20 protein-coding genes are annotated in these 21369 nt (G+C 59.7%); 8 read left to right on the top strand and 12 right to left on the bottom strand.

Features of this window, described 5'->3' with window-relative positions; translation table 11 throughout:
* The first annotated feature begins 12 nt into the window (after positions 1–12).
* Positions 13–951 carry a glutathione synthase gene (gene gshB, locus GH722_03025; GenBank protein ID MRG70727.1) on the top strand — a complete coding sequence of 313 codons (939 nt, stop codon included), beginning with the start codon at positions 13–15 and terminating at the stop codon, positions 949–951.
* A gap of 57 nt (positions 952–1008) precedes the next feature.
* Here gshB and GH722_03020 read toward each other — a convergent pair whose 3' ends face one another.
* Both GH722_03020 and GH722_03015 read right to left on the bottom strand, forming a co-directional pair.
* Positions 1009–2382: a cysteine--tRNA ligase gene (locus GH722_03020; GenBank protein ID MRG70726.1), complete on the bottom strand. Its 1374-nt coding sequence runs from the start codon at positions 2380–2382 to the stop codon at positions 1009–1011.
* A gap of 151 nt (positions 2383–2533) precedes the next feature.
* A complete protein-coding gene (locus GH722_03015) occupies positions 2534–4189 on the bottom strand; it encodes an NAD+ synthase (GenBank protein ID MRG70725.1) in 1656 nt (551 codons plus the stop codon).
* Positions 4190–4323: 134 nt separating this feature from the next.
* On the opposite strand from GH722_03015, the gene GH722_03010 reads away from it, so the two are divergent.
* Positions 4324–5142 carry a hypothetical protein gene (locus tag GH722_03010; GenBank protein MRG70724.1) on the top strand — a complete coding sequence of 273 codons (819 nt, stop codon included), beginning with the start codon at positions 4324–4326 and terminating at the stop codon, positions 5140–5142.
* A gap of 15 nt (positions 5143–5157) precedes the next feature.
* Positions 5158–5322: a DUF3012 domain-containing protein gene (locus tag GH722_03005; protein MRG70723.1), complete on the top strand. Its 165-nt coding sequence runs from the start codon at positions 5158–5160 to the stop codon at positions 5320–5322.
* Between the two features lie 65 nt (positions 5323–5387).
* Here GH722_03005 and msrB read toward each other — a convergent pair whose 3' ends face one another.
* The 4 genes from msrB to GH722_02985 are packed head-to-tail and all read right to left on the bottom strand — an operon-like array spanning position 5388 to position 7486.
* Positions 5388–5792 carry a peptide-methionine (R)-S-oxide reductase MsrB gene (gene msrB / locus GH722_03000; protein MRG70722.1) on the bottom strand — a complete coding sequence of 135 codons (405 nt, stop codon included), beginning with the start codon at positions 5790–5792 and terminating at the stop codon, positions 5388–5390.
* Positions 5785–6480, bottom strand: a complete 696-nt coding sequence (locus GH722_02995; protein MRG70721.1) for a gamma-glutamylcyclotransferase — start codon at positions 6478–6480, stop codon at positions 5785–5787. Before GH722_02995 ends, msrB begins: the two co-directional genes overlap by 8 nt.
* Positions 6477–7139, bottom strand: coding sequence for a gamma-glutamylcyclotransferase (locus tag GH722_02990; GenBank protein MRG70720.1), 663 nt, complete (start codon positions 7137–7139; stop codon positions 6477–6479). Before GH722_02990 ends, GH722_02995 begins: the two co-directional genes overlap by 4 nt.
* Entirely contained in the window at positions 7136–7486 is a 351-nt protein-coding gene (locus GH722_02985; GenBank protein ID MRG70719.1) for an ArsC family reductase, read from the bottom strand. Before GH722_02985 ends, GH722_02990 begins: the two co-directional genes overlap by 4 nt.
* A 195-nt stretch (positions 7487–7681) precedes the next feature.
* Between GH722_02985 and GH722_02980 the strand changes: the two genes are divergently transcribed.
* Both GH722_02980 and GH722_02975 read left to right on the top strand, forming a co-directional pair.
* Positions 7682–8860: an aminotransferase class I/II-fold pyridoxal phosphate-dependent enzyme gene (locus GH722_02980; GenBank protein ID MRG70718.1), complete on the top strand. Its 1179-nt coding sequence runs from the start codon at positions 7682–7684 to the stop codon at positions 8858–8860.
* Positions 8814–10232 (top strand): tetratricopeptide repeat protein, encoded by a 1419-nt coding sequence (locus tag GH722_02975; GenBank protein MRG70717.1) that lies wholly within the window; start codon positions 8814–8816, stop codon positions 10230–10232. The genes GH722_02980 and GH722_02975 overlap by 47 nt, the downstream gene beginning before the upstream one ends.
* On the opposite strand, the gene GH722_02970 is transcribed toward GH722_02975, so the two are convergent.
* Positions 10192–11421, bottom strand: a complete 1230-nt coding sequence (locus GH722_02970; GenBank protein ID MRG70716.1) for an MFS transporter — start codon at positions 11419–11421, stop codon at positions 10192–10194. The two genes, GH722_02975 and GH722_02970, sit on opposite strands and share 41 nt — an antisense overlap.
* A 151-nt stretch (positions 11422–11572) precedes the next feature.
* On the opposite strand from GH722_02970, the gene GH722_02965 reads away from it, so the two are divergent.
* Positions 11573–12277 (top strand): helix-turn-helix domain-containing protein, encoded by a 705-nt coding sequence (locus tag GH722_02965; protein ID MRG70715.1) that lies wholly within the window; start codon positions 11573–11575, stop codon positions 12275–12277.
* Between the two features lie 9 nt (positions 12278–12286).
* Here the strand turns inward: GH722_02965 and GH722_02960 are convergent, their stop codons facing one another.
* Positions 12287–13081 (bottom strand): hypothetical protein, encoded by a 795-nt coding sequence (locus GH722_02960; protein ID MRG70714.1) that lies wholly within the window; start codon positions 13079–13081, stop codon positions 12287–12289.
* 355 nt (positions 13082–13436) lie between these two features.
* Between GH722_02960 and GH722_02955 the strand changes: the two genes are divergently transcribed.
* Positions 13437–13823, top strand: coding sequence for a hypothetical protein (locus GH722_02955; protein ID MRG70713.1), 387 nt, complete (start codon positions 13437–13439; stop codon positions 13821–13823).
* Between the two features lie 137 nt (positions 13824–13960).
* Here GH722_02955 and GH722_02950 read toward each other — a convergent pair whose 3' ends face one another.
* Positions 13961–14890 carry a glutathione S-transferase family protein gene (locus GH722_02950; protein MRG70712.1) on the bottom strand — a complete coding sequence of 310 codons (930 nt, stop codon included), beginning with the start codon at positions 14888–14890 and terminating at the stop codon, positions 13961–13963.
* A 30-nt stretch (positions 14891–14920) separates the two neighbouring features.
* Complete coding sequence (wrbA, locus tag GH722_02945; GenBank protein MRG70711.1) at positions 14921–15520, bottom strand: NAD(P)H:quinone oxidoreductase; 600 nt, start codon at positions 15518–15520, stop codon at positions 14921–14923.
* A gap of 105 nt (positions 15521–15625) precedes the next feature.
* On the opposite strand from wrbA, the gene GH722_02940 reads away from it, so the two are divergent.
* Positions 15626–16540: a LysR family transcriptional regulator gene (locus GH722_02940; GenBank protein ID MRG70710.1), complete on the top strand. Its 915-nt coding sequence runs from the start codon at positions 15626–15628 to the stop codon at positions 16538–16540.
* A gap of 18 nt (positions 16541–16558) precedes the next feature.
* On the opposite strand, the gene GH722_02935 is transcribed toward GH722_02940, so the two are convergent.
* Together GH722_02935 and GH722_02930 are read right to left on the bottom strand one after the other, a co-directional pair.
* Complete coding sequence (locus tag GH722_02935) at positions 16559–18664, bottom strand: hypothetical protein (GenBank protein ID MRG70709.1); 2106 nt, start codon at positions 18662–18664, stop codon at positions 16559–16561.
* A complete protein-coding gene (locus GH722_02930) occupies positions 18661–21354 on the bottom strand; it encodes a DUF4159 domain-containing protein (GenBank protein ID MRG70708.1) in 2694 nt (897 codons plus the stop codon). Before GH722_02930 ends, GH722_02935 begins: the two co-directional genes overlap by 4 nt.
* Positions 21355–21369 lie beyond the last annotated feature (15 nt).

Genomic DNA, 21369 nt, shown 5'->3' with positions numbered 1-21369 from the left:
GCTTGAACCCAAATGACAAAATCCGTCGCCATCCAGATGGACCCTATCTGGACCGTCGATATCAACGGCGATTCCACTTTCGCTCTGGCTCTCGAAGCGCAGAAGCGCGGCTATTCGCTGTTTCATTACCATCCTTTCGACATCTCCTGGCGGGATGGCAAGGTTACCGCACGCGGTCAGGCGATGACGCTCCGCCGGGAGGCGGGCAATCATTACAGTCTGGGCGAGACTGAGATTGTCGATCTGTCGACCTTCGATGTCATCCTGATGCGTCAGGATCCGCCGTTCGACATGTCCTACATCACGGCGACCCATATTCTTGAGCATATCCATCCGAAAACACTGGTGGTCAACGACCCGGTGTCGGTTCGAAATGCACCGGAGAAACTGTTCGTAACCCTGTTCCCGGAGTTGATGCCGCCGACGCTGATCAGCCGCAACCGCGCCGACATCATTGCGTTCCGTGAGGAATACAAGGACATCATCGTCAAGCCGTTGTTCGGGAATGGCGGGGCCGGAGTGTTCCACCTGAAACCGGGTGACGAGAACCTGATTTCCCTGCTGGAAATGTTTGAAGGCAACTCCCGCGAGCCGGTAATGGCCCAGCAGTATCTGCCGGATGTCCGTAAGGGCGACAAGCGCATCATTCTGGTTGACGGGGAGGCGGTTGGTGCGATCGACCGTATCCCGGCAGAAGGTGAGGCACGTTCAAACATGCATGTTGGTGGCCGGCCGGTTCAGGCCGGACTGAGCAAACGTGACAGGGAAATCTGTGAAGCTATCGGCCCGGTCCTGCGGGAACAGGGGCAGATTTTTGTCGGCATTGATGTGATCGGCGGCAATCTGACCGAGATCAATGTGACCTCACCGACCGGCATTCAGGAAATCGACCGATATGACAATGTTGATCTGTCGGCGCTGGTCTGGAACGCCATCGAACGACGGCTGTAAGAACGGAGGCGGCGGAACCGGTACGGGTTCCGCCGCTGTTCCCGTGAGCGGTCCTGATTAACCGGCCCGTTTCCAGGTGGTCTGGCCGGCGGCGTCTTCCAGAATGATGCCGCGGGCAGCCAGATCGTCACGAATGCGATCCGCTCCGGCAAAATCGCGGGCCTTCCGGGCTTCCGCGCGGGCAGCAATCAGTTCTTCGATTTCAGCCTCATCCACATCGTCCGATCCCTTTGCCGTCCAGCGGAACCAGTCTTCCGGATCCTGCTGTAACAGGCCAAGCACGGCACCGGCCGCGAGCAGATGCGCCCGTGCCTCTGCCTTGTCTTCTGTCGTGTTCAGACTGCGCAATGCCGCATGCAGATGGCTCAGGGCCAGCGGTGAATTGAGGTCGTCGGCCAGCGCCTCCAGCAGGTGAGCGTCCGGTTCTGCCGTTGCTCCGGCGGCATCCGATGTGGCCCGCAGCGCCGTATAGAAGCGGTCGAGCGTGATCTTCGCCTCGCGGCATTTATCCTTCGAGAAATCGAGCGGCTGACGATACTGGGTCTGCAGGATGACCAGTCGGAGGGCCTCGCCGGGAAATTCGTCGAGCAGGTCGCGGACGGTGTAGAAGTTGCCGAGGCTTTTCGACATCTTCTCGCCTTCGCTCATCAGATAGCCGTTATGCATCCAGTATTTGGCGAAACGACTGCCGGGCGCGGCGCAAAGGCTTTGCGCCACTTCGTTCTGATGATGCGGGAAGATCAGATCCTGTCCGCCGCCATGAATGTCGAAATCAACACCGAGATGCTCGCGGCTCATGGCCGAGCATTCGATATGCCAGCCGGGCCGGCCAAATCCCCAGGGGCTGTCCCAGCCCGGATCATCCCCGAGCGAGGGTTTCCACAGCACAAAGTCGGCAGGGTCTTTCTTGTAGGGGGCAACTTCGACGCGGGAGCCGGCAATCATCTCGTCGCGGTCCCGGTTGGCGAAGCGGCCATAGTCATCCCAGGAAGGCACATTGAACAGCACATGACCGTCTTTCTCATAGGCATGACCATTGGCGATCAGGGACGAGATGATGTCGATCATCTGCGCGATATGTTCGGTTGCCCGCGGCTCGACAGTCGGCGGCAGGCAGCCAAGGTCTGCGGCATCCTGACGGAACTGGGCGGCGGTACGTTCGGTCAGGTCGCGGATACTTTCGCCGTTGTCGCGGGCGCGGGCGTTGATCTTGTCTTCAACGTCGGTGATGTTCCGGACATAGGTCACCCGGTCGTGCTGTGACTGCAACAGCCGGAACAGGACATCAAAGATGACCAGCGGCCGCGCATTGCCGATATGGATCAGATCATAGACGGTCGGACCACAGACATAGACCCGCACATTCGCCGGGTCTATCGGCTCAAACGGAACCTTCTTGCGCAAGGCGGTGTCATAAATCGTCAGGGTCATCAGTCGAATTCCACAATTGGTTTCCTCATCCAGAACCTGTTCCTGGATCCCGGTTGTTCCGCCGCAGCGGCTCATTCAGGCTCAGGCCAGTCGGACAAGATCCTGAACGGGTTCAGGATGAGGGTGGTTATATACCGGCCTTGCCTGCGTCTCAAATGTGACGGGTAAAGCCGTTGGTGATGGGATAGCGTCGGTCGCGGCCGAAGTTCCGGGTAGTGACCTTGACCCCCGGCGGGGCCTGGCGGCGTTTGTATTCCGCCCGGTCAAGCATACGCCAGATACGGCGCACTACGGCTTCGTCATAGCCGCTCGCGATACAGGATTCGACCGACTGTTCTTCTTCCACCAGTGCCTCAAGGATACCGTCGAGGATATCATAAGGCGGCAGGGTGTCCTGATCGGTCTGGTCCGGCTTCAGTTCTGCCGAAGGGGGCTTGGTGATAACCCGTTCCGGCATGGCCGGGCCATCGGGGCCGAGCGCGCCGGCCGGGACATGGGCATTGCGCCATTCCGACAGGGCAAAGACATCTGTCTTGTAGACATCCTTCAGCACGGAATAGCCGCCACACATATCACCATACAGCGTCGCATAGCCGACCGACATTTCCGACTTGTTACCGGTGGTCAGCAGCATGGCACCATGCTTGTTCGACAGTGCCATCAGAATCAGGCCACGGGTCCGCGACTGGATGTTTTCTTCCGCCACGCCGCTTTGGGTGTCTTCAAAGGACGGTGCCAGCATTTCGCCAAAGGCGGCCATGGCCGGCTCAATGCTGATGCTGTCCAGTTTCGTGCCAAGCAGACGGGCAACCTCTGCCGCATCATCCAGACTGTCCTGACTGGTATAGGGGGAGGGCATCATCACGCAATGCACCCGGTCTGCGCCCAGTGCATCAACAGCGACTGCCGCTGACAGGGCACTGTCGATACCGCCGGAGAGGCCAAGTATGATGCCGGGGAAGCCGTTCTTGTTCACATAATCGCGCAGGCCCAGCATCATGGCGGAATACATCGCCTCGAAACCGCTGGAAACCGGCGACAGTTTCTGCGGTTCGCACTGCCAGCCGTCACCAGTGCGTGACCATGTGGTCATCGCGATATCTTCGACGAAGGCGGGCTGCTGCACGGCGGGTTTGCAGTCTGCATTGATGACAAAGGAGGCCCCGTCGAACACCAGTTCGTCCTGTCCGCCAACCTGATGCACATAAGCCAGCGGCAGGCCGGATTCTGTAACACGGGCAACGGCCAGATTCAGGCGCTGCTCATGTTTCTTCTCATCAAAGGGGGAACCATTCAGGACAAGCAGAAATTCTGCGCCGGATTCTTCCAGGCATTCCGTTACGTCCGGTTTCCACATGTCCTCGCAGATCATGATGCCGATACGGACATCGCGGAAGTTCACCGGCCCGGGCATTGGGCCGGCTTCGAAAACCCGCTTTTCATCAAACACGCCGTAATTGGGCAGATCCCATTTCAGGCGGACAGCGGCGATCTCTCCGCCATCCAGCAGCAGGGCGGCATTGTACAGCTTGCCGCCAACGCGCCAGGGGGTGCCGACAATCATGGCCGGGCCGCCATCCGACGTTGCGCGGGCCAGTTCCCCCACCACATCGGTGATCCGTTCCTGAAAGGCGGGCTTCAAAACCAGGTCTTCCGGCGGATAGCCGCAGAGAACCAGTTCACTGAAGACGACGAGGTCTGCTTTATGGGCATCCATGCGGGCCGCGAGGATGCGCTGGGCGTTGCCGTCAATGTCGCCAACGGTTGGATTGATCTGGGCGATCGCTATGCTGAGTTTGTCCGTCATGATCCGCGATCAATAGGCAGCGGAACGAGCCGCGTCAATAACGACGGTTGGTACGCTACAGCGCATTTCGCAACTCTCTGGCCCATGCCGGGATATCCCCGTAAGCTTTGCAAAAGAAATGTTGGATTGTGCTTATGGTGAGCAGAGACGGAAAATCGCTGGGGCCGGGACCAAAAAGGTTCGCAGACACCACCCATTCGGTGTTGCAGCTCTTCACCGAAATTCTGGTTGATGAAGCAGAACAATCCGGCGGAAAGCTTGATGTTCAGGAGATTCGCGAACTGTTCGACAGCTATCAGAGCACGATTTCAGGGCTTGATGTCATCTATCAGAAAGCCTGGGATCAGGCGATCGCGCTGTGGCTCCAGTCGCAATGGGACCGGGCCCGCACACAGGTGGTTGAACGCCTGCTGGTCAACAGTTTTGACCGGGCGCTTGCCCCCAGAGGGGCCGAGGCACCGCCACCGGGCAAATTGTCACGCCGCATTGTGCCGGCCTTCATCACCGCGCTTCAAACCATGCTGGGGGAAGACGAGATCAACGCGGCGCAGGAATGCGCCCGCCTGATCGTCAACCGTCTGAAGGATACTGCGCGCGGCGATTTCGACTGGCAGGTGGTCTATGACGATGACGAAGCGGTCGATCTGGTCACCGACTTGCTGATTGCCATTGCCGGGCGTTTTGATGATATGCCGAAGCGGATTAACTGGTTTATTAATGTGGTCGATTCTAATCTTGGTCCGCCAACCCCCGGCGGTGCCGATGCTACCTGGTATTTCGATGAAGCTGAATTTCATATTCTGTTTGCTGCCATGTTCGAGGATCTGCGTGCGATCCTGGATACTGACAATGGCGAAGCATCAATCTCGGCGCGGCATGGACCCCGCGCTGTCCGCAATCTTCGCGATTTCATCCGTCATCTCGATGGCCGGCGTCGCGAACTTTCTACCTGAACAGGAATAATATATATGACTTCGCTGAAACTGCTGACTGTCCTGGCAACCCTTGGTTTCCTTGCCGCCTGCAGCCCGGAAGTGGGCAGCCCCGAATGGTGTGCCGAGATGAAAGAACAGCCAAAGGGCGACTGGACCGCCAATCAGATCGCCGACTTCGCCAAGCACTGCGTCCTGTAAGACCCGGCTCTATCCGATACTGTCCGTACCGCACAGGCCGGGCCATCCGGGAATTATGACCGGGGCTAATCCTTGCTGCGCTTTTCCAGCGTCATGGCGGTGCCGTTCATGCAGTAGCGCAGGCCGGTTGGCTGCGGGCCGTCCGGGAAGACATGGCCGAGATGTGCGTCGCAGCGGGCGCAGCGTACTTCCGTGCGTTTCATGAACAGCTTGCGATCTTCATATTCGGCAACGGACTCTTCACTCAGCGGTGCCCAGTAGCTTGGCCAGCCGGTGCCGGAATCGAACTTGGTTTTTGAATCGAACAGCGGTTCACCACAGCAGACGCAGCTGTAAATACCATCTTCCTTGCTGTCATGGTTGGGGCCGGTGAAAGCGCGTTCTGTCCCATGCTTGCGGCAGACATAATATTGTTCCGGAGTCAGTTCAGCCTGCCATTCAGCGTCGGTCTTGGTGATCTTGTCAGCCATTGTCGTGTCCTTTCGCTATTGCGTGATCCCGTTGCTGCACCAGCCGCAGCATGCGGTGCATGGGGCTGTTCTTCTGGCCCATGTCATTGAGCCAGCTGACAGTGTTTTCGAGATACTCCCGGCAGGTGCCGTTACGTCCGGCGGCGGTTGCGATCCGCTCTGCCATCTCCTCTTCCGACATGTCGCAGATATATCTGGGATGTTCCGGGTTGATTACAAATGACAGGCTCCAGACAGGGCCTTCCTCAAGCCAGGTTTTCAGCCAGAGGGCCTTGTAGGCACCGCTCGACATTTCCCGTTTCCAGACGATCTCCAGTTCCTCTTCCATGTTCTCGGGTGACAGCCGGAGTGCCATCCCGAGAACGGAACCGCCCGGCTTCAGGCCCAGCATCATGCCCGGATATTCCGGGGTGCCGCGTCCGAAAGAAGATTTCAGGCAATAGGAACGGTGATAGCCGTATATTCGGGCCGGTCGCATTTCAGCCAGCAACATCGCCGGGTTCCACATCAGCGAGCCGTAGCCGAAAACCCAGACATCCTTTGCGTCAGCCGGGCGTCGCCGCATGGCGTCGATGCGGGACTGGAGAAATTCTTCCGGGCTGCGTCGTTCGGCCATGTATTTCGGCCCGGCTTCCTGGCGCATCTGGTCGAAGATGCCGCCTTTGATCTGCTCTCGGGTAAGACTCATGCGGTGTTTTGCACCCGTTTCAGGAGGTCATGAAGGTAAGGGTCGGGAATGCCCAGTTCGTCGAGATGACTGACCGTGTTTTCCAGATATTCCCGGCAACTGCCGATCTTGCCGCTGGCCGTCGCCAGAATAGCGGCAATTTCGTCTTCCGGCAGCTTGCCCGCATAGCGCGGGTAGTCGTGATTCATCACAAAGGCAATGGTGCGGATGTCGCCGTCGGGAGAGGTCGCATCTACCCATTTTGCCGAGTAAGCACCGGAGATCAGCTCGCGTCGGAAAATGATCATCAGTTCTTCGCGGGCCAGCGTCTCGTCGATACGAAAGGCAACGCCGGTCACGGAACGGCCTTCTTCCAGTCCCAGCGTCAGGCCGGGGCATTCCGGCGTGCCGCGACCGAGCGGGGTCCAGAGACAGTAGGACCGATGATAGCCCTGAACCTCGACCTTCCTTTGTTCAAGAAAGTGAAAGGCCGGATTCCAGATCAGAGAGCCGTAGCCGAAGACCCAGACTGCTTCGTCAGGTTCCCGTGCGGCGAGTAATCTTTCCATGACCGCATGACGTTCGGCATCGGACAAAGGTTCAAACAAACCCTGTTTGCCAGCCTCGCGTCCCAGTTCTTCCATCAGCCCGTTGCTGATCGAATCGCGGTCCAGAATCACAGGGACTGCTCCAGTTCAGCCTGCTGGGCGGCAGCAAAACCGACGATAACAGATGATCCAAAATCGAAAATCGGGCGTTTCATCAGGGCGGGATGTTCGGCCATCAGAGCGGTCGCAGCCTCAGCATCGGAAATGTTTTTGGCATCGTCACTCAGGCCGCGCCATGTGGTTCCGCGACGGTTCAGCAACGTTTCCCATCCCACGGTTTCCACCCATCGCCGGAGGTCCTCCCGTGTAAAACCGTCTGCGCGGAGATCGGCAAACCGGTAGTCGGTGCCTTTGCCGTCCATCCATTTGCGCGCCTTGCGGCAGGTGTCGCAGTTTTTAAGGCCGTATATCGTCAGCATGTGATCGCATTCCTCGTCGAATGTCCTCTGAATATATAATGGTGCGCTGCAATGTCATCGGGCAAACAGGAATGTGTTGCCGGAGACGCCCGTTCTGTAACAGGCGCGTGATGAAGACAGTCAGGTTTACAGAAACAGTGTATTCAGCTACGCCGGAAAGCACAGGTTACATTTTATGGTGACAGGAGCGGCAAGCTGAACGGTCTCAGAAGCAATATCGAGAACCTTCGTGAATCCGGTATTCGCGAAGTCTATGAGGCGGGGCGCAATCTGCCCGGACTGATCCCGCTGTGGTTCGGGGAACCGGACAAGCCGACCCCGGCCTTCATCGGTGAGGCCGCCAGCCGGGCGCTGGCAGAAGGCAAGACCTTCTATGCGCCGAATTCCGGTGTCCCGGAACTGCGTGAGGCATTATCGGCCTACAGCAGGCGTGTCTATGGCATTGATGTGGATGCAGAGCGGATCACAGTTACCGGATCCGGCATGCAGGCACTGGCGATTTCCATTCAGATGCTGATTGCACCGGAAGATAACATGGTTTTCGTCACACCGGTCTGGCCGAATATTCACGGGCTGGTCGGCATCATGGGGGGTGAGACGCGGGATGTGGCGCTGGATCGCAATCAGGGCGGGTTTTCACTGGACCTCGACCGGCTGTTCTCGGCCTGTGACGACAGGACACGGGCGATCTTTCTCAATTCACCGAACAACCCGACCGGCTGGACGATGGAAGCGGATGAGCAGCGGGCCCTGCTCGAATTCTGTCGCAGGCGGGGCATCTGGATCGTTGCTGACGAGGTCTATGCCCGGTTGATTTATGATCGGCCACATGCGCCGAGCTTCCTCGAAGTGACGGATCCGGAGGACCGGGTACTGGTGGTGAATTCTTTCTCGAAGCCTTGGGCGATGACCGGCTGGCGGCTGGGCTGGCTGACCCGTCCGGCGCATCTCACGGGGACGGTGGAGAAGATCAGCGAATACAATATTGCCGCACCGACCACCTTTGTGCAGTGGGCCGGGATCACGGCACTGGAAAAAGGCGAGCCGTTCATCGCGGAAAGCCTCGCCCGCTATCGTGCGGGACGTGATCTGGTACATGAACGGCTGAACCGGCTGGAAGGGATCAACTGTCCGCTGCCGGACGGCGCCTTCTATCATTTCTTCTCTGTCGAGGGCATGACGGATTCATTGGCCTTTTGTAAGGAAGTGATGGCGGCAACGGCTGTGGGGCTCGCCCCCGGCGACACCTTCGGGGCAGGGGGCGCCGGCAATATCCGTCTGTGTTTTGCCAGCTCGACCGGGCTGTTATCAGAGGCGATGGACCGGTTTGAAAAATTCTGGCTGTCGCGGGAGGCCGGATCTGTCCGCGCTTGAAACAGCACGTGCAGATGAAGCCGCCGGCCGGTTGCGGGAAGCTGTTGCCGGCGTCCGGAACTGGCTGACCACACATCCCGGAGACCCGGAGGGGCTGGCGCTGATGGCCCGCCTGGCCCTTCGGCTGGGCCGGGCGGAAGTTGCCCGGGATTTCGCCGGGCAGACACTGGAACGGGATGCCAGCCACCGCGAGGCCCTGCAGATATCAGCTTCGGCCTTTCGCGCGCTGGGTGATCTGGCAGAGGCTGACCGGATCTATGATCGACTGCTCGGTCTTGATCCGGCCAATCCTTCCGCCTGGAACGAGAAAGGCAATATTGCGCTGGCGACCGACAGGCATGAGGTTGCCGTTGATTGCTTCAGGCAGGCGCTCAGCCTGATTCCGGATCACCCGATGATCACCTGTAATCTGGGGCTGGCACTGGGCCATGCAGGCCAGCATGACGAGGCGACGGGGGTGCTGGAGGAACTGACAAACCGCCCGGATTCCCCTGCAGAAGCCTTCGACCACCTGTCGGCAATCACGGCGTTGCGCGGTGATATGCCGGGAGCAGAGGCTGTGCAGCTTGCCGGTATTGAACGGTTTCCGGATCGCGCACGCAGTTATCTGCTGCTGGCACGTCTGCGTTCGACCATCAGCGACCGTGACGGGGCGGCAGAGGCGTTCAGGCAATGTCTGCGGCTGGATCCGGGAAACCGGGAAGCGGCGTTCGTGCTGTCGACGATGGGGGAAGGCGAGACACCGGAAACGCCGCCGGATGAATTCTATGCCGGTCTGTTTGATTACTACGCGGATTTTTTTGAGTGGCACCTGAAAGAGAAGCTGGGCTATTGCGGCCATGACCTGATCCGGACTTCGGTCGAAGGGTCACTCGGGCCGGGGCGGGGGCTGCTGGAAATTCTGGATGTCGGTTGCGGGACCGGCCTTTGCGGTGAGGCGGTCCAGCCCTGGGCCCGGGCTGTCGACGGTATGGATTTCGCACCAAAGATGATCCGGCAGGCAAAGCGACGCGGATTATACCGCCAGCTGGAAGCCTGTAGTGCGCTGGATTTTCTGAAGCGGACAGATCGTCGGTATGATCTTGTCGTGGCAGCAGATGTGTTCGGTTATATCGGCAACCCGCTGCCCCTGATGACGGCTGTGCGGTCCTGCCTCAGGGCCGGGGGGCATTTCTGCTTTACGGCGGAGCTTGGCGATGTCGCACGGTTCGGGATGGGAGAGCATATACGCTATGTCTTCCATCCCGATTTCCTGACCACGGCAGCAGCAGAGACCGGGTTTGATGTCATGTCGCGGGATCAGGCCGTGATGCGGCATGACGGCGATGAACCTATCCGGGTTGAGGTGCTGCTGCTCGCTGCCCGCGACTGAGAAAACAGCAGAGGGCGATGATCTGCACCCCGCCGACCGCCAGAAAGAACAGGCCGTCGCCGTTCGTTCCGATGGTTCGGATCAGGCCATAGATCGCCGGGGCGAAGGCATAACAGGCCTGCCCCGTAGCGACGATCAGCGAGACCACCCTCTGCACCTCGGCAGCCGGGAATTCGGACTGGGCGATCAGCGGTGGCAGGGAGGTGGCGTTGCCGATGCCTGCCCCGAACAGGACCACGCCACAGATGGCCAGCCCGGTGCTGTCGCCCGACAGAAAAAACAGCAGGGAGCCCGCAATCTGTACGCCGTAGCTTCCGGCGGCGACGGTTCTGCGGGACAGGCCGGTGGCCAGTACCCGCACGGCAATGCTGCGTCCGGCGATGGCACAGGCTGTGGCCAGTCCCATTGCGAAACCGGCTGCCTGTGCACCGATGGCAGGGGCCAGTACGCTGAACAGATGGGCGACCATGCCGATCTGGGCAAACAGGCCGAGGGCCATGCCGGCAGCAAGTGTCAGAAATCGCGGATCGCGTGTCAGCCGAAGGGGGGCAGATATCGGGGTGGGTGCACCGGCAGAGGCAGCAGCTTCAGTATCCCCGTCCGGGAACTGGCCGATCACCGCGGGCCGGATTCTGAAGACCAGCAGGCTCATGATGCCGACGATCAGGACTGCCGTCAGGCCAATGACCGTGGCAGCAGCAGGAAAGCCGTAGTGATCGATCAGCAACACCCAGAGTGGTGACAGAATGACGCCGCCAATACTCGCCCCGTTATAGGCAGTGGACAGTGCCCATGGGCGTCGTCGGTTATACCATGGTGCGATGATGGCGTTAATCGCCGCCGCCCCCATGGTGACCCACCCGGCGCCGGTGGCCAGGGCCGCCAGAACCAGTTGCCAGGGCTGGCCCGCCAGCGCCCAGCCGAACAGCCCGGCGGCCAGCAGGGCAGCCCCTCCGGTGGTGATGACAGGCAGGCTGAACCTGCGATAGAGGCGAGGCAGGTTTGCGACGATAATGGCGCCGACAAGGAAATGCAGGGTGACGGCGGCAGATACCCAGACCAGTGGCCAGCCCGTGCGTTCAATAACCGCATGAAGAAAAACCGGTGGTCCGTAAAATCCGATTCCCCAGCCCAGAATGGCGAGGACGAAAGCTGAGAAGACGACCCGGCGGCCAAAGAACGAGGTCATGATGGTGGCTCCTGTTTGCGAGAGCCCTGTGATAGTCTGTCGCTGATATGAATGCTTCGGTCTGCACCGAAACATTGGATGCGGAACCTGACTATAACAACCCGTATGGTGTGGCAGGCACCAGACAATTCAGGAGGATCGACATATGTCCATGACCACCAACCGTATTGCCGCAATCGGCATGATGGTCGGCGATCCGGCACGGGCGTCGATTCTGGCGGCGCTGATGGATGGGCGGGCACTGACTGCCGGAGAACTGGCGACGGTTGCCGGTGTCACGGCACAGACTGCGAGTGGTCACCTGTCACGTCTGACGCAAAATGGGTTGCTGGCGGTAGAGAAACAGGGCCGCCATCGTTACTTCCGTCTCGCCGGGCCGGATATCGCCCGGATGCTGGAAGGGGTCATGCAGATTGCTTCATCTGAAGCCCCGGCAAAGACCCGGCAACTGTCGACCGGGCCGCGGGATGCCTCAATGCGCCGGGCGCGGACCTGTTACGACCATTTTGCCGGAAAGCTGGGGGTGGCGATTGCAACCCGTCTGGTCGATCTGGGCTATGTCGAGTTTGAGAGTGAGTCCGGGATTGTGACAGAAGCCGGCATGCAGGCGCTGACCAGCATGGGGATTAGTCTTGCGGCGCAGGCAAGCAAGAAAAAGGGTGCCCGACCTGTCTGCCGTCCCTGTCTGGACTGGAGCGAGCGGGTGCCGCATGTCGCGGGACATCTCGGGGCCGTTATATGCCGTCACTATTTCGATCAGGGTTATGTCCGGCGGCTGAACAACAGCCGGGCACTGGAGATTACGCCGCCCGGCCAGCAGGCGTTGCGCCGGATGTTCAATATTCCGGCACTCTGAACCCGGCCCTCAGTCAAACAGGGCGTCGATTTCATCCTGGCTGATGCCCTGCCCCTCAAGCTGCGGGCCACTGAGCAGGGAGGCGTCCGGATCTTCAGGGCGAAAATTGATCTCGGTGGAGGGCGCGATTTTGGCGAAGTCTTCCTCGCCCCAGATCGCAATCATTGCCTGAATGCGTTCCTCGACAAATTTCATACCGTTGACGACCTTGTTGATGCGCTGTCCGGTAATGTCCTGAAAGTTGCAGGCTTCGAACACTTTCATGCTCTGCTCGGCCAGTTGCTCGCCAAGCTGGTTGACGAAAGCGTCATCGCTGGACCGCAGCTGTTCCGCAACATTGTCGATGGTTTCAGCTGATTCAAGAATGGTGTTGGTGGCATCTTCCGTCGCCTGTACGACCGCATCCAGTTCGTCGGTGACGGCGCTGATCTGGTCCTTGTCGGCATGTGGACTGCGCAAGGCTGCGATTTCCCGTTTGGTCTGCTGGATTGCATGAGCCAGCGCCTTGACCTCGGTCTTCAGGGTCATGATTTCTTCATCAGAGGGTTCTGCCGGTGAGGAAGTCACCGCTGCCGGAAGGCTCCCGGTACCATTCCCGCTGTTCTGCTGCATGGCCTGGATATCGGTGCGAAGTCCGAGAATGAGATTTTTCAGCTCGGAAATTTCATCACTTCCGGGGGCCGTGCTGTCATGCCTGATGACCAGAGAGCCCTGCGCCCGGGCGCGTCGTTCAGCGGTATACATAAACTCTGACCCCATATTGCAGACATGGATAACCCATCGCAGAAACAACCCACGAACCATCGGATATTAACATCGGCCCCGGCTCATGGATATCCGCATCATCCACAATAGAAATTTGCCATCAGGGCAGATCAGGCAGCAGCACATCCGTCTGATCAGGGTGGTGATATCGATTTCTGACATCCTCAACAGCCGTTTGGCCTGGCTGGTCAGGGTCTGTTCGGTGATCCCGATGTTCGAATATCTCGTATAAGATCATTATGGGTTTTTAAAGTGAGCAGACTGGCAAATGAGTATTTTCGGTTAGCAACAGGATCGTCGAAATATATGGAGTACAATCTGTCTATATATTTTTGGTTTGTATAAGATGCACTTTTGTTTCTATTGATTCTGATCCGCTGATCTGAAGGCCGTTATGTCGGGTTTCGATTTGTCCAAGGACTATGTATCCCAGATTACGACAGTAACTGTACGCGGTACCGTGACGGCAAGTAGCATTGTTTCAATTATCGAGGCAGAGGACTACGGCGACACGCTGAAAGCGTTATGGGATATGTCTGGCGCTGAAATGCACAATCTGAATGCGAACGACCTGAAGTCGATTTCGGTGAAGGCAAGACCGCTTGATGAACTGCACCGCATATGCGCTGTCGCAATCCTTGTGAAGAACGAAGCAGACCTGGCTCTGACAAGGCTTTTCATCGAACTTGCTTTCTATAGTAGTGATCGCCCGCTTCCGCACTTTGTGTCGACCGAGCGCAAGGAAGCTCTCAAGTGGCTGGATGACATGGCGGCAAGCTGAAAAGATCAAACTTTCATGCAGTCCCACTGTACATAACTCCGGCCATTGATCGGGACCGGGGAAAGCCCGCGACCTTCAGTCCGTATTGCGAAACTCCCCCGACCCGCCAGAGCTTTTACCTTCGGTAACATATCCTCCTAAACCGGAATCCGGTTTCGGTTATGTGGTTGTGTGAGGTCAATGGCAGGTCCTTTCGGCACAATCCCTGTCGGGTTCACCGTCTCGTGGCTGCCGTAATAATGCTTCTTGATCGTCGCAAAATCGATGGTGTCGGCGATCCCCGGCTGCTGGGCGAGTTCCAGCATGTAGTTCCAGAGATTTTCGTATTCCCGCAGCTTCCGCAGGTTGCATTTGAAATGGTTATGATAAACCGGGTCGAAGCGGATCAGGGTGGTAAACAGCCGCCAGTCCGCTTCGGTGATCCGGTCTCCGGCAACATAGCGACGCTGGTCGAGCAGGCTCTCCAGCCAGTCCAGACTGTCGAACAGTGCATCGAAGGCATCCTCATAGGCTTCCTGTGTCGTGGCGAAGCCGCTTTTGTAGACGCCGTTATTGACCGTATTGTAGACGCGCTCGTTCACCGCATCGATTTCAGCCCGCAGGTCTTCCGGATAATATTCCGGCGCTCCCCGCCAGTTATCGAGCATGCGGATCAGTTCCGCAGACTCGTTATTGACGATGGTGCCCTGTCTGCGGTCCCACAGAACGGGCACGGTGACCCGTCCTGTGTAATCCGGCTTTGCCGCAGTATAGACCTGATGCAGGCGACGGGCACCATGCAGTGGGTCTTCCCCTTCGCTCAGGGTCCAGCCTTCGGACAGCATCAGCGCATCAACCTTCGACAGGCTGATATCGTCTGTCAGTCCCTTCAGCTGTCGCATGATCAGCACCCGGTGTGCCCAGGGACAGGCCATGGAGACATAGAGGTGATAACGTCCGGCTTCCGGCTCGAACCCCGGATCACCGATCCGGTTGCGGAATGCGGATTCCGAGCGGACAAATTTGCCGCCGGTCTTCTTCGTATCGTACCAGACATCCTGCCAGACGCCGTTCACCAGCTGTCCCATGGTTTTAACTCCTGTTCTTCAGTTCCCGACTCAGGCCTTCAGCTTAGCGGCTATCGAGGCGACATGCTTGCCCTGGAACCGGGCCATCGTCAGTTCGGTTTCTGATGGCTGACGGCTGCCATCCGGACCGGCGATTGTTGCCGCGCCGAGCGGTGAGCCACCCCGGAATTCACTAATATCCGTTGTTTCCGGAATGGCATAGGGCAGTCCGACGACAACAAAGCCGTGATGAAACAGGGTGGTGTGGAACGACTGGATGGTCGTTTCGTTGCCGCCACCCGTACCGGTGGAGGTGAAGACGCTGCCGACTTTGCCGACGAGCTTGCCCGCAGCCCAAAGACCACCTGTCTGATCGAGGAAGTTGCGCATCTGGGATGCCATGTTTCCGAACCGGGTTGGCGTGCCAAAGATGACCGCATCATAGTTTTCCAGCTCCGCAGGCATGGCGATGTCTGCTTTCTGGTCCAGTTTGAAATGCGCATTCCTGGCGGCTTCTTCCGGCACCAGTTCCGGAACCCGCTTGATATCGACCGTTACGCCGTCGACCCCGGCGGCACCTTCTGCGATGGCCGATGCCATGGTTTCGATATGGCCGTAACTTGAATAATAAAGCACCAGTACCTTGGTCATGCTCGTCTCCTGTGAGAGCTGTTTCGGTTGTGGCCTGTATGTAATTGATTGCCCTGAAGACGATAACCCGTCATTTTTTCATCATATTGTTTCCTGAGGTAAACAATGAGTGAGCGGCTGCAAGGTGTTGAGGTTTTTGTCGAGGTGGTTCGGGCGGGCAGTTTCACGGCTGCGGCTGACCGGCTTGGTCTGTCGAAATCTGCGGCCAGCAAGCAGATCACGGCGCTGGAAGACCGGCTCGGTGCACGTCTGCTGAACCGGACCACGCGACGGCTCAGCCTGACGGAGGTTGGCCGCGCCTATTATGACCGTTGTGCCGCTGTGCTCGACGATATCCTTGCCGCAGAACAGGCTGTCACTGAACTGTCGGATACCCCGCGAGGGACGCTGCGTCTGAATGCCCCGATGTCGTTCGGTATCCGGCATCTGGCGCCGGCGGTGGCAGAGTTTCAGGGCCTGCATCCGGAATTGCGGGTCGATGTTACGCTGAATGACCGGCGGGTTGATGTGGTTGATGAGGGGTATGATCTTGCGATCCGGATTGCGGATCTGCCGGATTCCAGTCTGATCGCGCGAAAACTGGCGACCTGTCGGCGGGTAACCTGCGCCAGCCCGGAATATCTTGCTCAGTGTGGCCGCCCGAACCGGCCGGAGGAACTGACCCGTCACCGGATGCTGAGTTACAGCTATATCTCAAACCCGCGTGAGTTCCGGTTTCAGGAAAATGGCCGGCCCCTGACGGTAACCACGGACCCGGTGGTGACCGCCAACAATGGCGATTTCCTGACCAGCATCGCAACCGCCGGTCTGGGTATTCTGCTGACCCCGTCCTTTATTGTCGGTGATGCCATCCGCGCCGGACGACTGGTCCCGATTCTGCCGGATTTCGAGGCTGATCCGATCGCGATCTACGCCATCTATCCGCATTCCCGACACCTCTCGGCCAAGGTCCGCCTCTTCATCGATCACCTCGCCCACTGCTTCCGCGACCCGCCGCCATGGGATGAGGGGGTGGGCTAGGAAACGAGAACCCGGAAACTATTTCCCTTCCCGTCGCCAGGCCCAGAGCAGCAGGCCGAGCAGGATGACGAGGGCGGCCAGCGGTGGGGCAGCCGGGGTCTGGGTGATGCCGGTGATGACGTAATCTTCATTACGCAGCACGCCAAGGAAGCCGTCGCCGGAACGGTTGGCATCCTTGCGGATGCGGCGGATGGTCGGGGACGGATCTTCGGCCAGCCAGCGATAGCCGCCACCGGAGGCGGTCATCACCGGAGACAGCGGTTCGGGTGACGTGCGGACATCGAAGAATTCGACAGGGTTGATATCGCCCACTGCGATCAGCCGGTCGAGCGGACCGTCGGTCAGCCGGTAGAGGCCGGGTTCTGCGGCGGCAATCGTGGTCGTCGCGATACCATTACGATTGGGTTGCAGGTCCAGTGTCTCGGTGCTGCCGTCGGGACGGGTCAGTTCCACCTTTGCCGGGCCGGGGGTGAGGGAGCGGCGTTCAATCCGCAGGTTCTGACCTTCACTGCGCGCGGTCAGGTTGTTTTCTTCCAGTTCCGGCTCTTTCATCAGCCAGTGTGAGACTCGCCGCAACAGTTCAGACGCCGGTCCGCCGCCTTCATAACCACGGGACCAGAGCCAGATATGATCACTGAGCAGCAGGGCCACCCGGCCCCCGGCGGTGATTGACGGATCAGGGGTTGAGACATCGCCGCTTTCCGGGCGGCTGAGCATCAGCATTGGTCCGGAGGGGCCGGACATCAGCACCTCGCCATCGCGGGCTGTGGCCTCGATCTGCCGGAACCAGCGGCCCCAGCGGGGGGTGTCTGCAATATCGGCAGCCCCCAGCAGGTCAGCCGTCACCGGATGGCGTGCCCCGGTTTCTGTCACCCTTGTACGGAAACCGCTCTCCGTCATATTGCCGGTCGGTTCTGCCGGCAGAACATCGCCCAGCGGTGTTCTGGCCAGCGACATGTTGCCCGCATATTCCGGCCCGACCGCCATCAGAAGTGCCCCGCCATTGCGGACATACTGGGCGATATTGCCGAGATAGAGCGGCGGCAGCACCCCGCGCCGCCGGTAGCGGTCAAAGATCACCAGATCGAATTCATCAAGCTTCACCTCGAACAATTCCCGGATCGGAAAGGCGATCAGGGCCAGTTCGCGCAAGGGCGTACGGTCCGCCTTCTCTGGCGGACGCAGAATGGTGAAATGGACGAGATCAACGGCAGGGTCACTTTTCAGCAGGTTGCGCCAGGTGCGCTCACCCGGATGCGGTTCGCCGGAAATCAGCAGCACACGCAGCCGGTCGCGAACACCGTTGACGGGCAGTACGGCGCGGTTGTTACGCAGGGTCAGTTCGTTGGGGAGGCCAGCTGCTTCAAATTCAAAGATATTCTCGCCGGCATGGTCAATCTGCAGGGGTAGTACGATTGTCTCGCCGGTGGAGGCGGAGATGCTTTCGATGAGCTGCCCGTCCCGCCGGACGGTAATCTGGGCAGCAGCGCCGGTAGCTCCGTCCAGGTCTTCAACTTTCAGGGATACACTGACTTCCTTGCCGACCAGTCCGAAGTTCGGCGCCTGTTCGACAACCAGCCGGCGGTCGAGGCCGCGGCGTTCACCGGTCAGCAGTACATGTACGGGACTGCCCGCACGGTCCGCCGGATCAGGCAGGCCATGAACCTGTCCGTCGGTGATGATGAAGGTGGCACCAAGCCGGCCATCAGACAGGCCGGAGATGGCCCGGTCAGCCGCCTCAAACAAATGAGTTCCGGCGGCTTTCTCTGACCGTCCGTCGGTGCGGACAACCCGGATATCAAGATCGCGGAATTTACCCAGCGTTTCCGTGAGGGAGGCAAGTGCCGCTTCCGTACGTTCGGAGCGGTCCCGGAGTTTCTGGCTGGGTGAATCATCGACAACAATTAGGGCAACATCAGCAATCGGCTGCCGGCTTTCATTGACGAATTGCGGATTGGCGAGGGCAATCAGCACCGCCGTCATTGCGGCGAGCCGGAGAATTGCACCGGGCGCACCACGCCAGACCGCGTAAATGGCCAGAAGGGTCGTGACCGCTGCAATCGACCATATCCAGAGCGGGTCGACGAGCGGGGAGAGAATGAGGCCGGACAGGGTATTATTCATTGCCCGAGCCTTTCCATGATCGCCGGGACATGGACCTGATCTGCCTTGTAGTTGCCGGTCAGCGCATACATCACCAGATTGACGCCGAAGCGATAGGCCATCTCGCGCTGGATTTCGCCGCCGGGTGTGACCGCATAAAGCGGGCGGCCCGCATCATCCGTGGCCCAGGCAGAGCCCCAGTCATTGACGCCGATGACGACGGAGGAAACCCCGTCATTATCGGTCGAGGCATCCCGTTCCACCCATACCTGATTACCAGTCCAGCGACCGGGGAAGTCGTTCAGCAGATAGAATGAGCGGGTCAGAACATGGTCATCCCCTGCGGGCGCAAGGGCCGGGACATTCAGCCCGCGGAGCAGTTGCGCCAGCGAGGAGCCGCCAAGGCCATCTCCCAGCGCCTGATCGATCAGCAGCAGCCCGCCATTTTTCAGGAAGTCGTTCAGCTTGCCGACTGCAAAGTCACTCATGCCTTGCTGCTGCCGGTCGATGCGCCAGTAAATCAGGGGATAGAAGCTGAGGTCATCCCGTTCGGGATTGACCAGCGCCGGAGCACCGAGATCTGTCGCGGAACGACGGTTGAGAGCCTGTGTCAGACCGTAAAGGCCAGCACGGGCAACCTCGTTGGAGGCCGGAATACCGGTATCCATGGCAGCAAGCCGGGTCTGGAGGGCAGCCTCCATGGCGGCGCGGTCATCGGTCCTTGTGCCCTGTGCACGGGCGTCGGGAAGGGCAACAATGTTGAAGATCATCAAAGCCAGCGCGCCGGTCAGTGCGGGGCGCAGCAGGCCGCGCAGACCAAGGGCGATGATGAAATCGGCCAGCAACAGCAGCGCCGCCGCCAGTAACAGCCAGGGTTTGATATCGATCTCTTCACTTCCGCCATAGTTTTCCACGGTGACCCCGGCAGGCAGGTCGGTGATTGGCCCGAAGCTGCTATCTGCGGTGCCGATATTCAGGGCAAGTGTTGCGCCGTCAGCACCATACAGGCCCGGCGGGTGTCGGGGTCCAACCACGGGAAGGGTAGTGCCGCCTGCTTCAATGGCGGTGGCGGTAAGCATCGGGGCACCAAGGATGCCAAAGCCGTCGAGGCTGGCAAGTGGTGGCAGGGTTGCCCGACCGGTATCCGACAGTACACCCCGGCTTTCCGAGACAATGCGCCGCAGCATATCGACGAACAGGCCGGACAGCGGCAGATCAGACCATTCGGAATTCGAGGTGACGTGGAAGAGAACCAGCAATCCCTCATCCCGTCGTTCGGCGGTAACCAGCGGGGTGCCATCAACCAGCGTTGCCCAGGTACGGTTCGGCAGATCGAGCGAGGGTTCGGCCAGTACCTGCCGGCGGATATGAACTTCTGCCGGAATCGGCAGACCTGCAAAGGGGCTGTCTGCCGGGAAGGGGGCCAGACCGGTAGGCCGGGACCATGACATTGCCCCGCCAAGGGACCGCCCGCCGGAGCGCAGCGTGACAGGCAGCAGGCTGTCCGGCTGCCGGGCCAGTGCCGGTCCGGCAAAGCGGATCATCACACCACCGGCCCGCAACCAGCTGTCGAGAGCGGACTGGTCCGTGTCGGTCAGTCCGGCATAGTCGGGGAGAATCAGCACGGAGAGTTTGCTGTCGATCAGTTCCTGATAATCGCCTTCGCGAATTTCGGAAAACGGGTCGAGGGCCTTGCGCAGGTAATAGCGCGCACCCAGCAACGGCTGGGTATCGGTGGCGGATGTGGCGATCAGCCCGACCGGGCGGCGGCGCCAGCGGTCATCGGTCAGGGCGACCGATCCGGCGCCGGGGCGGTTCTGGATCTCCAGCCGCGCGATCCGGTTACGAAGGTCGGTCGGCAGACTGAAGGCGGCGCTGGTTTCGCTTTCGCCATCAACGAAGTTCAGGGTTTGCAGGCCAAGTCCCTGTCCGTCGGCATCCACGGCACGAACTACTACGGTTGCGTCACCGGTGATGGTTGTCCGCCGCACAGTCAGGGTAATGTCAGCCCCGTCCAGCGAGGGAGGCAGCAACATCAGCGGGCCCTGACCTGCGTCGTCGAGCAACAGGCGGAGCGACCCGGCACGTTGCAGTCTTTCGGCAAAGTTGCGGTCCGCTTCCTGGCCGACACCGTCGGCAATCCAGACGACATTTGCCGAGCCGTCGAGAGTCAGGCCGTCCAGCCGGTCCGTAATGGCGGAACGCTCACCCTTCCAGGGGAAAGGTGTCAGTCCGCCAACCAGACGGCGGGCTTCTTCAGCCGTGGTCAGCCCGGTGGCCGAAGAAGGCGAGGCAGGATCGGTGATGGCGGGCAGCACAGCAACGGGGCGGCTGGTACGGGCCGCTTCGTCAATCAGACCCTGCATGGCTTTGACCTTGGCGGCCCAGTCGGTGGCGGCGGTCCAGCCGTTGTCGACAGCGAGAATCAGCGGCCCGCTGCCGGGCAGGCGGCTGGTCAGATTCCAAATGGGATGAGAGATGCCGAAGATCAGCAGAGCGGCGGCCAGCATGCGCAGCAACAGCAGCCAGAGCGGCGTATGAGCAGGTGTCTCTTCCTTGGCGAGCAATCCGGTGAGCAGACGCAGGGGCGGGAAATCGATACGTTGCGGTGCCGGTGGCACAGCGCGTAGCAACCACCACAGCAGCGGCAGGGTAATCAGAGCCGCCAGTGCCAGCGGCACTGCAAATGACAGGGCGCCCAGACTCAGCATTCAGGGTTCTCCGGA

The sequence above is a fragment of the Alphaproteobacteria bacterium HT1-32 genome (genome assembly GCA_009649675.1).
GTDB lineage: Bacteria > Pseudomonadota > Alphaproteobacteria > Rhodospirillales > HT1-32 > HT1-32.
This window is presented reverse-complemented; position numbering and strand designations above follow the sequence as displayed.